Genomic DNA, 13,319 nt, shown 5'->3' with positions numbered 1-13,319 from the left:
AGGATGATTTCAACCTTTTATAGCGGGTTAAGAGAGATGAAGCTAATTGAATATTGGCCGAAACTTGGCTGGGAAATCCTTGTTTACCCGGAGAAAATAATTTGGGATGTTAGTTGATTGATCTTTGATCCAACAGCGGTGTTGAATGAAAAAATAGAATTGATACCCATTTTTGCTAAGCACGGCGTCAGGTCAAAATCATTATACAAAGACAGTGATTATTGCTGTTGGGAGTGGAATTTTGCATTTTAAAAAGCTCGAAATTGAAGGAGCAGCAGAGCGGGTTTAAAGTCGCTAATTTTCATTATACGATGACTTCGCTTTTATAAACATTTCGTCTCGCCTGAGAACGATCCTAATTGAAAATGCTATGACTTGGCAGCAGTCCTTAGGTGAATTATTGAATCACTTTAGAGTGGTGAACCATATCAGGTCCTGTATATTGTGTATGATCATTACTTTTTAGAGGGGGAGGCAACTTAAAATGAACAACTGGACAAGGTTTATAGAAAGAAAAAAGCCGCCACACTGCCATTTAAGCAGTACAGCGGCTTTGTATACTAGTTAGTTGCGGATCAGGTAATCAAACGCGCCTAGAGCAGCGTTCGCTCCAGATCCCATCGAAATAATAATTTGGTTATACGGGCTGTCTGTGCAATCGCCGGCAGCGAATAGGCCAGGGATGGTTGTTTCGCCGCGTTTATCGACTGCGATTTCGCCGATGCGGTTGCGTTCGACGGTTTCAGGCAGCCATTCCGTGTTCGGCACAAGACCGATTTGGACGAAGACGCCTTGGAGCTCGACGTGTTTTTCTTCTCCTGTTTCACGGTCTACGTAAGTGATGCCGTTTACGTTTTCATCGCCCGTGATTTCTTTTGTTTGGGCGTTTTTCACGACAGTCACGTTAGGGAGGCTGTAGAGACGTTTTTGCAGAACTTCGTCAGCTTTCAGCTCCGGTGCGAATTCAAGAACAGTAACGTGGTTGACGATACCTGCAAGGTCAATCGCTGCTTCGATACCGGAGTTGCCGCCGCCGATGACGGCTACGTCTTTGCCTTCAAACAATGGTCCGTCACAGTGAGGGCAATATGCGACACCTTTGTTTTTGAACTCTTGTTCACCGGGTACGCCGACATTGCGCCAGCGTGCGCCTGTTGAAAGGATGACGGTTTTGCTTTTCAGGACAGCGCCGTTTTCGAGTTCTAGATGGAAAAGATCTTTTTTCTCGAGACCTTTTGCGCGTTGCAGGTTCATGACGTCGATCTCGTAATCCTTCACGTGTTCTTCAAGGCTTGCCGCAAGCTTAGGCCCTTCGGTGCGCTTCACGCTGATGAAGTTCTCGATGCTCATCGTGTCAAGGACCTGGCCGCCGAAGCGTTCGGCAACAATTCCTGTGCGGATGCCTTTGCGCGCCGCATAGATCGCCGCGCTCGCACCGGCCGGACCGCCTCCGACAACAAGCACGTCGAACGGATCTTTATCAGAAAGCTCAGACGCATCCGTGCCGCTGCCCATCTTCGCAAGAATCTCTTCGAGCGTCATCCGGCCGCTGCCGAACGGTTCACCGTTCAAGTATACGGTCGGCACGGCCATGACGTTTTTGCTTTCAACTTCTGATTTGTATGCCGCACCGTCAATCATCGTGTGTGTGATATTCGGGTTGAGCACGCTCATCATGTTTAATGCCTGCACAACGTCAGGGCAGTTGTGGCATGTCAGGCTGATATAAGATTCAAAGCGGTATTCGCCGCTGATGTTCTTGATTTGATCGATGATTTTTTGATCGACTTTCGGCGGTCTGCCGCTTACTTGCAAGAGTGCCAGCACCAAAGATGTGAATTCGTGACCGAGCGGAACCCCGGCGAATGTCACGCCTGTTTCTTCTCCGGCACGATTGACGCTGAAGCTTGGCGTTCTGTCGAGCTGCGCCTTTTCAACAGTGATTTTTGATGACATGGAAGCCAGCTCTTCTACAAGAGCCAGCATATCCTTGGAGACACTGTCATCGCCTGTACTGACTTTAAGGACGATGTCATTTTCAATCATCTGCATGTATTGGTTTAATTGTGCTTTGATATTTGCTTCAAGTACCAATTGAATGCACTCCTTAGATTTTGCCTACTAGGTCAAGGCTTGGTGTCAGTGTTTCAGAACCTTCTTCCCATTTCGCCGGACATACTTCGCCTGGGTTTTGGCGGACGTATTGAGCCGCTTTTACTTTATTGATCAGAATGCTTGCATCACGGCCGATACCGCCAGCGTTGACTTCAACCGCTTGGATGACGCCGTCCGGATCGATGATGAATGTTCCGCGGTCAGCAAGACCTTCTTCTTCGTTCAGCACTTCAAAGTTGCGGGAGATGGTTTGAGATGGGTCACCGATCATCGCGTAAGTGATTTTGCCGATTTTTTCAGAGCTGTCGTGCCAGCCTTTATGTACGAAGTGAGTATCTGTGGAAACAGAGTATACTTCTACACCAAGTTCTTTTAGGGCAGCATATTCGTTTTGCAGATCTTCAAGTTCAGTCGGGCAAACGAATGAGAAATCTGCCGGATAGAAGCAGAAAATGCTCCATTGACCTTTCAGACTTTCGTTTGTTACATCGATAAATTCACCGTTTTTGTAAGCTTTTGCTGTGAATGGTTTTACTTCTTTTCCGATTAGAGACATAATGCATCTTCCTCCTGAATGTGGTTTAAGAAAAATAAAATAATAAACTTTACTTTTCTAGAATTATTATAATTATATATAGATTATTAAATAACAAATATTTTTTGTCAAGGACTTTGTTTTTTATAAGGTAAGCTAGTTGAAAATTGATTTTACTAGTGAGAAAGATGAGAATGAAAAGTTCTAATTGAAAATCAAGCATGTACGGTAAATAGAAAAGCCATCCGCTAAAAGGATGGACATCAGGTCTAAGACTTTTTCTTTTTTTCAACATTTTTGATCGTTTCTCCGTTAATAACACTGTATAATCGGCTCTTTGGTTCATATATTTTTTGAGACGGCCATAGTCCATGATGGCCGGAACATATATAGCTAACGAGACAAGCAACAAAAAAGTACTCTAATCCTTTTCCATCAAACATTTCCAGTGCCAACGAGAACGCTGTGATAGGGGTATTAGCACCGCCGCAAAACGCAGCAATCAGTCCCAATGCTGCTAAAAATGAGAGAGGTAAATGGACAATGGAGTGTAAGGTATTACCTAGTGTTGCACCCATGAAAAATAATGGTATAGCCTCACCGCCGACAAAGCCCGTCCCCAAAGTAACGGCTGTAAAAATGAGCTTGGCGAGGAAGGCAAAAGGAGGCACCTCTTCTTTAAAAGCCTGCTCTAACATGTTCAAACCACGGCCATTGTAATCTTGTGAACCAGCCATTAAAAATAAACATACAATAATGATTCCTCCAACAAAGGCTCTTTTCATATGGTTTTTATTAAAAATTCTCTCGGTGAATGTTTCTATTCCGTGTCTCAATTGGCAATATGCGACGCTTAATAGGCTGAACATAACAGAAACAAGAAGAATTTTTACAAATGTGATGAAAGATAACTCTGGTAGAGCATGGATGAGAAATTCTTCGTGCTTAACTCCCCAAGCGGCAGTCGTGATATAGTGACCGGTGAAGCTGGCCACAAAACAAGGGACAAGCGCTTCAAATTTCAACTTTCCTAAAGCAGTCATCTCCATTCCAAATACAGCGCCGGTTACGGGTGTACCAAATGCAGCACCAAACCCGGCACTAATACCGCTCATCATTAAAATTTTAGTGTCTAAAAAATCGACCTTAAACAACTTGTTTACCATTGCAGCTGCACTGCCTCCCATTTGGACAGCAGCCCCTTCTCTCCCGGTTGATCCGCCGAAAAAAACCGTTATAAAAGTTCCGAGATAGACAATAGGTCCCATTCTCTGCGGAACTTGTTTTTCTCCATTCACAGCGTCAATCACAAGATTATTTAATTGGGCGGTGTCATTTAAGGTGTTATGTAAGACTACTTTTCCATAGTTCATGTATATGTAGCCAATGACAATTCCTCCAAGCGGCAGGAGGTATATGAGCCAGCCGTTTTGTTCTCTTACTTCACCCAGATAGTCGTTCGCTTCTAGCAGGAAGGCTGTCGTTGACCCCACAATTCCGCCAATGATGCCTCCATATAATATCCATTTACCAAGAATCTTTAAAAAACTAGTATCCTGTATCACTTGATCTGTAACCTCATTTCAATTCGTTTGAATGCTTTTTGGCATGCATAGGGTTTTTGATTTCCGTAAAAATGTTATCTGAGGCATTTGCTTGTGGTACGGGGGGTTCAATAGGAGGTTGATTGAGATTCATTTCAATCAGCAATTTCAACTGTTGAATATCCTCTTTAGTAGCATATTGTTTATTCGGTTTTAACATATATCCTAACTGACCGTTCGATTCGATTGTCGCCCATTGTAAATCCTTAAATGTTTGAATATTTTGTTGTCTCAATCTGACTTCAAGCATATCAACAGTTAAGCGCAGTTTTTTTAAATTCCTTATATTCATTTGCCCATTTTCGACTACCAGAACTGATTTTCCATAAATAAAGCTCTCTAAAGCATCAAATTTTAAAGCGATATACTCAATCAAAAGAAGAGTGAGAATCATTAAAAATGTGACGCTCATTGTAATCCAAATATTTCTGTCATTAACTGGTTGAATAATTAATGAACCAACAGCTATCATGATGACAGTCTGTGCAACAGTAAGCTGTGAAATGGATTTTCTGCCGGCTAACCGCAAAATGAGGACTCCTCCTATGACAATGACAACAGCTTTCCAGATGAAATGTAAGTCCAAGAACATTCCTCCTTCCAAAACACATCGAATAATTATATGTTGTAAAAGAAATATAAAATTATTCATGGCTGAACCGCCTAGACTGCAATTAAAGTGTTTTAAAAACGGCAAAAAGCCATCCCTTGCAGGATGGCTTTTCACTGAATCGAGGATTAAACTCCTTTAAACGCAGAACGATAAATCTCAGCCAGTTCAGACACCAATGGGAGCTTCGGATTTGCTGTTGTGCATTGGTCTTCAAAGGCGCGGTCTGCCATAAGATCTACTTTGCTTTCGAATGTAGCGGCATCAATGTCGTTTTGTTTGAGGCTCATTGGAATTTTAAGCTCTCTGGCAAGCGAGATGATGGTCTGAATCAGGCTTTCGACGCCTTCCTCCGTTGTCTTTGCCGGCAAGCCCAGCATTTTGGCAATGTCCGCGTAGCGCTGATCGGCTACGAAGTGGCTGTATTTCGGGAATGCCGCGAATTTCTTCGGTTTTGCTGCATTATAGCGGATGACGTGCGGCAGAAGAATGGCGTTTGCACGTCCGTGGGCAATATGAAATTCCGCCCCCAGCTTATGGGCTAAACTGTGGTTAATGCCAAGGAATGCGTTGGAAAATGCCATACCGGCAATCGTTGATGCGTTGTGCACTTTTTCTCGGGCCAGCTCATCGCTGCCGTTTTTGTACGCTCTTGGCAGGTATTCAAAGATAAGCTGGATGGCTTTCATCGCCAAGCCGTCTGTATAGTCGTTGGCCATGCAGGATACATAGGATTCGATCGCATGTGTCAATACGTCCATTCCTGTATCTGCTGTAATATGTTTCGGTACGGTCATGACAAACTGCGGGTCAATGATCGCCACATCCGGCGTTAATTCATAATCGGCGAGCGGATATTTCGTATTTGCCTCTTTATCTGTAATGACAGAGAATGAGGTGACTTCAGAACCGGTTCCGGATGTCGTTGGAATCGCAACGAATTTTGCTCTTTCTCCCAATTTCGGGAATTTGACGATGCGTTTGCGGATGTCTAAAAATTTCTGCTTTAATCCGAAGAATTCAGCATCAGGGTGCTCATAGAACATCCACATCCCTTTAGCGGCATCCATTGCAGAACCCCCGCCGAGTGCAATAATGACGTCGGGCTGGAATTTAGCCATCATCTCGACGCCGTTCATGACCGTTTCAATCGATGGGTCAGGTTCTACATCAGAGAAGATTTCGCAATGAACGTAGTCCGGGCGTTTTCTTAAGTAGTGAAGGACGCGGTCCACATAGCCCAGTTTTACCATTCCCGGGTCAGTCACAATAAACGCTTTTGAGATATCAGGCATCTTCGCTAAATATTGTGTTGAATGTTTTTCAAAATAAATTTTTGGCGGTACTTTAAACCACTGCATATTGACATTCCTTTTTGCCACTTTTTTAGTGTTGATTAAGTGAATCGCACCCACGTTTGTCGATACAGCGTTTCCTCCATACGTACCACAGCCAAGTGTTAAGGAAGGCATATAGGCATTATAAATATCGCCGATCGCTCCTTGGGAAGAGGGAGCATTGACGATGATCCGCCCTGCTTTCATCCTTAATCCAAACTGCTCAATGGCTTCCTGGTCGGTTGTATGAATGACCGCAGAGTGGCCTATGCCGCCGAATTCAAGCATTTCTTCGGCCCGCTTTAATCCTTCTTGGAGTCCGTTCACCTTATAACAGGCTAGAACGGGACTTAATTTTTCCCTTGAAAGCGGGTATTCCGGCCCGACCCCTTTTAATTCTGCCACAAGGATTTTTGTGTCTTCAGGAACCTTTATGCCTGCCATTTCGGCAATTTTACAGGCTGACATGCCGACAATATCAGCATTGACCGCACAGGTATTTTCGTTGATGACCAATTGTTCAACCTTTGTTCTTTCTGCCTCATTTAGTAGGTAGCAATTGTTGACGGTCATTTCCCTTTTCACGTCTGAATAAATGTCTTTATCGATGATGACTGCCTGTTCTGAAGCGCAAATCATCCCGTTATCGAATGTTTTGGATAAAATCAGATCATTTACGGCTTGTTTTACGTTTGCAGATTTCTCGATATAGCATGGCACGTTTCCCGGTCCAACGCCAAGGGCCGGTTTGCCGGAGCTGTAAGCGGATTTCACCATGCCTGCGCCGCCAGTGGCAAGAATCAGAGAAACCTTTGGATGGGTCATTAAGGCTTGGGTTGCTTCAAGTGATGGTGTTTCGATCCATTGAATGCAATGTTCAGGCGCCCCTGCCCTGACAGCCGCATCTTTAAGGATTTTTGCAGCCTCACTGCTGCATTTTTGTGCGGATGGATGGAATGCAAAAATGATTGGATTTCTTGTTTTAATCGATATCAGGGACTTGAACATGGTGGTGGACGTCGGGTTCGTCACTGGTGTTACCCCGGCGACGACACCGACAGGCTCCGCAATTTCAATGACCCCGTCATGTTCGTTTTCATGGATGATTCCAACTGTTTTATTGTATTTAATATTGTGGTAGACATACTCTGTGGCAAACATGTTTTTGATGATTTTATCTTCGTATACGCCGCGTTTTGTTTCCTCGATCGCAAGCTTTGCAAGGGGCATATGCTGATCAAGTCCGGCAAGCGCCATCTGTTTGACAATTTCATCAATTTGCTCCTGATCAAAGCTGCGGAATTCTTCCAATGCCGTAAGACTTTTTTCTACTAAACGATCAATCATTGTTGAGACATTTTGCTTCTGTTTCATTTCCTTTTCTTCGACTGCCATTGTAAACCCTCCAATGAATTGATAGGAATTCTACAAACAGGATTCTTGGGATTATCTCGAAAGAAAAATGTCGCCGGTAAGTTTGTGAATAATTTCACAAACGAGACTAAAAATTTTTATGCTGATATGGGAATTTTTATTTTTGATGAGATAATAAATGTTCTCATCCCGATCTCATCTCCTTGTTTTTATGAATGAATTTATCTTATCACGGAATTAAAAATAGTAATTTGTGAAATGTTGAACAAAGTATGAATCATGATAAAAATAGTAAATATTTCTTATTCATACTTAGACAGACAAGTCTCTGAATGCTAAGACTAGGGGGGAGCGGGGAGGTAGATCGGGCAATTAGTCCCAAAAATACTTTTTAAAAAGAGAAAAACTGCACCTCCTATTGGGATGCAGTTTAAACTTTTAGTGATACCATTCAGTGTGAAAAACACCTTCCATATCTGTACGTTCATACGTATGGGCGCCAAAGTAATCACGCTGCGCCTGCAGCAGGTTTGCGTTTGAACGGCCTGTCCGGTAGCTGTCGTAATAAGATAGGGACGTGCTCAAGCATGGGAATGAGATGCCGGAGCTGATGCCCTCACAGACTACTTTTCGCAAGCCTGTCTGATATTTTGTGAGCTTTTCTGCAAAGAAAGGCGCGATCAGCAAGTTCGACAGGTTCGGCTGTTCTTGGAATGCTTTACTGATGAGATTTAAGAATTCGGCGCGGATGATGCAGCCGCCGCGGAATATTAAGGCGATATCCTTTAAAGGTAAGTCCCATCCGTACAGCTCAGACGTCATTTTGTATTGGGCGAAGCCTTGTGCATAGGCGCAGACTTTTCCCATGTATAACGCCTGTCTGACGTAGTCGATCCACAAGTTTTTATCCAAGTGCCGCTCTTCTGTTTCAGGTCCGGCTAACACCTTTTCCGCAGCCATCCGCTCATCTTTTAACGATGATATATAGCGGGCAAACAAGGATTCCGTGATAATCGAAGATGGGATGCCGTTGTCAACGGCTTGCATGCTTGTCCATTTGCCTGTGCCTTTTTGACCTGTTTTGTCAAGGATGACATCGATCAGCGGCGCACCCGTTTTTTCATCCTTTTTCCTTAAGATTTCTGCGGTGATTTCGATTAAATAGCTTTTCAGCTCGCCTTGATTCCACGATTCAAAAATGTCAGCGATTTCATGAATAGGCAAAAGCAATTTTTCTCTTAAAAATGTATAGGCTTCTGCGATTAGTTGCATATCAGCGTATTCAATCCCGTTGTGCACCATTTTGACAAAATGCCCTGCCCCTTTTGGACCGATATACACACAGCATGGATCATCTCCGACTTGCGCTGCGATTTTTGTCAGGATTGAAGCGGCTTTTTCATAGACATCCCGATCTCCGCCAGGCATGATGGAAGGGCCTTTTAAAGCACCGACTTCGCCGCCGGAAATGCCGATTCCCAAGTAGCCGATTCCGTTCGCTTTCAGCTTAGCATATCTTCGTTCTGTATCTTCGTAATGGGAGTTGCCGCCGTCCATGATGACATCCCCTTCTTCAAGCAAAGGGAGGAGGGAGTCGATCACTGAATCAACCGGTTTTCCTGCTGTCACCATCAGAAAGATTTTTCTCGGCGTTTCTAAAGACTGAACAAAATCTTGAAGCTCATAGTACGGATTGACAGTCTGTCCTTCAGTCTTTTGTACGAGCTGGTCGGTTAAATCCCTTGTGTAGTTATAGACAGCGACCTGTTCCCCTTTGCTGGCCATGTTTAGGGCGATATTGCTGCCCATTACCCCTAAACCTATGACACCGATTGTATTCAACATTTGGTACCTGCTCCTTCATCAATTTAATCGTTCATTTTATACTGCGAGAGTGAGTAGTGTGTTATACAACTAAACTCATCAATAGAATAAATCCAAGTCCGGCTACAGAGATGAACGTTTCCAGCAATGTCCATGTGGCAAATGTTTCTTTCATACTTAAACCAAAGTACTCTTTGAACATCCAGAAGCCGGCGTCATTGACATGGGAAGCAATTACACTTCCGGCCCCTGTTGCCAGCACCACCAATGCGAGATTGGCATCCGTTTGTCCCAGCATTGGAATGACGAGCCCGGTCGTGCTTAATGCAGCAACTGTGGCAGACCCCAAGGAAATGCGCAGGATTGCTGCGATCACCCAGGCAAGCAGGATAGGAGACATTGACGTTCCTTTGAATAATTCGGCCACATAGTCGCCTACTCCGCCATTGATTAATACTTGTTTGAAGGCGCCGCCGCCCCCGATGATTAAGAGCATCATCCCGATTTGTGTAATGGCTGAAGAGCAAGAGTCCATCACTGTTTTGATTGGGATTTTTCTGGCGATTCCCATCGTATAGATCGCGACTAATAAGGAGATCACCATTGAAGTAGATGCATTACCGATTAAACGAATTGCTGCCAGTACGCCATTATCTTGCAGCCCGGTCGTTTCTTGAAGCAGCGTAATAATCGTAGAGATGGACATGATGATAACCGGAAGCATCGCCGTAAATACACTGATGCCGAAGCCTGGCGTCTCTTCAAGCTTGAATGTTTTTTGTTCCCCTAAAGATGCAATATTGCCGGTTTTCGTAAATGATTGCGGTACGATTTTTTTAGCAAGCTTCGTAAATAAAGGTCCGGCTACAAGCACTGTTGGAATTGCAACAATGAAACCGTAAAGCAAAACTTCCCCAATGTTGGCGCCGTATTCCCCAGCGATCGCTGTCGGTCCCGGGTGCGGAGGCAGGAAGCCGTGTGTGACGGATAAAGCTGCGACCATCGGGATACCGAGGAAAAGAATCGAAATCTTTAATTCTTTTGAAATAGCAAATACAATTGGAATTAATAAGACCAGTCCGACTTCAAAGAATAAAGCAACACCGATAATGAACGAGGCAATGACGACCGCCCATTGAATGTTTTTTTCGCCGAATTTGTTGACGAGGGTCATCGCAATACGCTGCGCTCCCCCCGAATCTGCGATCAGCCTGCCCAGCATGGCGCCGAGTCCAAAAATTAATGCGATGTGGCCAAGCGTTCCGCCCAATCCTTCTTCAATCGTTTTCACAATGTCATCCAACGGCATTTCGAGTGCTAAAGCAACGCCGAACGAGACGATAATCAATGAAACAAACGTGTTCAGCTTTAACCCCATAATTAACAGCAATAATGCGACAATCCCGATTGCTACAATGAATAATGGCATGATAACGCCTCCAATTCTTCCCCTATTTGTTGTTGGTTATGCTTCTTTGATAATTTGCAATTTGTGTATACTCATGTTCCAATGCCCTCGATAAGTTGATAAAGATCGGCATCAGCTTTCTGTATTCTTTGGCCGATTCTTCTTTTGGCGCATGTCGGTGAGTGCTGCCGATCATGTCAGAGACGACATCGAAAGATTCGATTTTTCCTGTCGCATAAAGACCTAAAATACAGGCGCCCAGACATGAGCTTTCATAGCTTTCCGGCACGACGACTTCAGATTCGAATATATCGGCCATCATTTGCCGCCAGACATCCGATCTTGCAAAGCCCCCTGTCGCTTGAATTCGGGTGACAGGTCCGTCCATGCATTCTGTTAAAGCCAAAAAGACGGTGTATAAGTTGTAAATAACCCCTTCCAATGCCGCGCGAATCATGTGTTCTTTTTTATGTGACATGGTGAGGCCGAAGAATGAGCCGCGCACATCCGGATTCCATAACGGAGCGCGTTCACCTGCGAGATATGGGTGGAATAGCAATCCATCGGCGCCGGGTCTTACGCGTTCGGCGATTTTTGTTAAGACATCGTACGGATCAATTCCAAGGCGCTTTGCCGTTTCGATTTCTGAAGAGGCAAATTCATCTCTGATCCAGCGAAGAACGATTCCGCCGTTGTTGACGGGTCCGCCGATGACCCAATGCTTCTCCGTTAAGGCATAGCAAAAGATTCGTCCTTTTTCATCGATTTGAGGCTCGTCGATAATCGTCCGAATCGCGCCGCTTGTCCCGATCGTGACGGCAATTTCCCCTTTTTTAATGGCGTTGACACCGAGGTTGGACAAGACGCCGTCGCTTGCGCCGATGACAAATGGCGTTTTCGGATCGATCGCCATCATCGCCGCTATTTCCGGATTGCAGTTTTGAAAGATCTCAGTTGTCGAAACCAGCTTAGATAAATGATCCCGCGTGATGCCGGCAATGGATAAAGCTTCATCATCCCAATCCAGTGTTTTCAGATTCATCACGCCCATGGCTGAAGCTAAGGAATGATCGACAACATATTGATCAAAGAGCTTTTTAAAAATATATTCTTTGATCCCGATATACTTTTTTGCTTTGGCAGCGGTTTCAGGATGCTCGTTGACAATCCAGGCGATTTTGCTCAGCGGCGACATCGGGTGGATCGGAGTTCCCGTCCGCTTGTAGACGTCGTGCCCGTTCAATTCTTCTTTGATCTTGTGAGCCCAGCCTTCGCTTCGGTTATCCGCCCAAGTGATGCACGGTGTCAGCGGCTCGTCGTTTTCATCCATGGCAATGACGCTGTGCATGGCGCTGCTGAATGAAATGAATGACAGCTTTTTTTCAGGGTGCTGCTGCATGATTTTTGCCGCTGTTTGGATGACGGCTTGAAAAATTTCATCCGGGTTTTGTTCAGCCGTTGAGATGTCCGGTGTGTAAAGCGGATAACCGATGCTTTCTTTTTGGATAACGTCCCCCTTTTCACTGAATAAAACGGCTTTCGTACTTGTCGTACCGATATCTATGCCTAACATATAACTAGTCATTTTCTTGTTCGGCCCCTTTCGTCAGCATTTGTTGTGACAGCCAAAGATCTTCAACTTTATCTTGTACGTCATCGAAATTTTGATGTAGGGACTTGATCATCAGGGCCCTGTCTTTCGTTTTGATCGCTTGAATATAAAGTTCATGGTTATCGAGAATTCTTTCAAAGTCTTCGTATTTTTCTTTTAAGCGCGCCCGCATGGATAAAAGAATAAAGCTTTCCATAACGGGTTTAAGGTTGTTCCATATCATCAGAATGTAGGAATGATTGATGGAGCGTACAATCGTTTCATGAAATAAGACATCTTGAAATGAGAATTCATCAGCATCTTTGTATTTGATGGAGATTTTCATCATTTCCAATATTTTGCTTAGGTCTGTTGCCAGTTCGTCTACATTTGCTTTCCCAAGCCGTTCAAATACGAATGTTTCCATCAATAAACGGACATCATAAATTTCTTCAATTTCTTTTTCGGTCAGCCCGATGACAACGGCGCCCATCCGTTCCAGGCGGATGATTTTTTCCGATGCCAGTATTTTTAAAGCCTCGCGGATGGGAGACCGGCTCACCGAAAATTCCGCAGCCAATTTATTTTCAGACAAAATGGTACCGCTTTCAATCATGCCGGAAATAATGCGCATTCTGAGCTCGGATGCGACGCGAACACCAGTTGAAGCCCTTGAAAGCCACTTTTCTGGGTATAAAAGACCTTTAGATTCGCTCATACACTCACCTTCCTAGTTATACGAGTATACTTGTATACAAGTATGATAACGCGATTATTTTGATTATGCAAACACTTTCATTTCAAATTTTACAGAAAATTTTTCCATTAAAAAACACTTTGTCTATGTTAAAGCGCTGTTTAAAGAACCGAACGCAATGTAGAACAAGGGGAACCGGATAATTGGCGAAGGTCCTGCCAAGG

The 13,319-nt window shown here is 44.3% G+C and carries 9 protein-coding genes and 1 pseudogene; 1 reads left to right on the top strand and 9 read right to left on the bottom strand.

The window, feature by feature from the left end; all coding sequences use genetic code 11:
- Nucleotides 1-3 precede the first annotated feature (3 nt).
- A pseudogene (locus RBH91_RS22230) lies at nucleotides 4-323 on the top strand (thioredoxin reductase); the annotation flags it as partial.
- Between the two features lie 241 nt (nucleotides 324-564).
- On the opposite strand, the gene ahpF reads toward RBH91_RS22230, so the two are convergent.
- From ahpF to RBH91_RS22185, 9 genes are all read right to left on the bottom strand, one after another.
- Entirely contained in the window at nucleotides 565-2,094 is a 1,530-nt protein-coding gene (ahpF, locus tag RBH91_RS22225) for an alkyl hydroperoxide reductase subunit F (RefSeq protein ID WP_307892996.1), read from the bottom strand.
- A gap of 13 nt (nucleotides 2,095-2,107) precedes the next feature.
- Nucleotides 2,108-2,671, bottom strand: a complete 564-nt coding sequence (ahpC, locus tag RBH91_RS22220; protein ID WP_076760071.1) for an alkyl hydroperoxide reductase subunit C — start codon at nucleotides 2,669-2,671, stop codon at nucleotides 2,108-2,110.
- 248 nt (nucleotides 2,672-2,919) lie between these two features.
- Nucleotides 2,920-4,215 (bottom strand): chloride channel protein, encoded by a 1,296-nt coding sequence (locus tag RBH91_RS22215; RefSeq protein ID WP_307892995.1) that lies wholly within the window; start codon nucleotides 4,213-4,215, stop codon nucleotides 2,920-2,922.
- A gap of 13 nt (nucleotides 4,216-4,228) precedes the next feature.
- Nucleotides 4,229-4,840, bottom strand: a complete 612-nt coding sequence (locus RBH91_RS22210; RefSeq protein ID WP_404802459.1) for a DUF421 domain-containing protein — start codon at nucleotides 4,838-4,840, stop codon at nucleotides 4,229-4,231.
- A 152-nt stretch (nucleotides 4,841-4,992) separates the two neighbouring features.
- Nucleotides 4,993-7,596 (bottom strand): bifunctional acetaldehyde-CoA/alcohol dehydrogenase, encoded by a 2,604-nt coding sequence (gene adhE / locus RBH91_RS22205; RefSeq protein ID WP_307892994.1) that lies wholly within the window; start codon nucleotides 7,594-7,596, stop codon nucleotides 4,993-4,995.
- Between the two features lie 417 nt (nucleotides 7,597-8,013).
- Nucleotides 8,014-9,420: a decarboxylating NADP(+)-dependent phosphogluconate dehydrogenase gene (gnd, locus tag RBH91_RS22200; protein ID WP_307892993.1), complete on the bottom strand. Its 1,407-nt coding sequence runs from the start codon at nucleotides 9,418-9,420 to the stop codon at nucleotides 8,014-8,016.
- Between the two features lie 61 nt (nucleotides 9,421-9,481).
- A complete protein-coding gene (locus tag RBH91_RS22195; RefSeq protein ID WP_307892992.1) occupies nucleotides 9,482-10,828 on the bottom strand; it encodes a GntP family permease in 1,347 nt (448 codons plus the stop codon).
- A gap of 22 nt (nucleotides 10,829-10,850) precedes the next feature.
- A complete protein-coding gene (gntK, locus tag RBH91_RS22190; RefSeq protein ID WP_307892991.1) occupies nucleotides 10,851-12,392 on the bottom strand; it encodes a gluconokinase in 1,542 nt (513 codons plus the stop codon).
- Complete coding sequence (locus RBH91_RS22185) at nucleotides 12,385-13,116, bottom strand: GntR family transcriptional regulator (RefSeq protein WP_307892990.1); 732 nt, start codon at nucleotides 13,114-13,116, stop codon at nucleotides 12,385-12,387. Before RBH91_RS22185 ends, gntK begins: the two co-directional genes overlap by 8 nt.
- Between the last annotated feature and the right edge of the window lie 203 nt (nucleotides 13,117-13,319).

The organism is Bacillus swezeyi (genome assembly GCF_030908325.1).
GTDB classification, from domain to species: Bacteria; Bacillota; Bacilli; order Bacillales; family Bacillaceae; genus Bacillus; species Bacillus swezeyi.
This window is presented reverse-complemented; position numbering and strand designations above follow the sequence as displayed.

Bases quoted from the DNA above. Each gene is read 5' to 3' on its own strand.
- RBH91_RS22185 (WP_307892990.1), bottom strand. From the start codon at position 13,116: ATGAGCGAATCTAAAGGTCTTTTATACCCAGAAAAGTGGCTTTCAAGG.
- adhE (WP_307892994.1), bottom strand. From the start codon at position 7,596: ATGGCAGTCGAAGAAAAGGAAATGAAACAGAAGCAAAATGTCTCAACA.
- gntK (WP_307892991.1), bottom strand. From the start codon at position 12,392: ATGACTAGTTATATGTTAGGCATAGATATCGGTACGACAAGTACGAAA.
- RBH91_RS22195 (WP_307892992.1), bottom strand. From the start codon at position 10,828: ATGCCATTATTCATTGTAGCAATCGGGATTGTCGCATTATTGCTGTTA.
- ahpC (WP_076760071.1), bottom strand. From the start codon at position 2,671: ATGTCTCTAATCGGAAAAGAAGTAAAACCATTCACAGCAAAAGCTTAC.
- gnd (WP_307892993.1), bottom strand. From the start codon at position 9,420: ATGTTGAATACAATCGGTGTCATAGGTTTAGGGGTAATGGGCAGCAAT.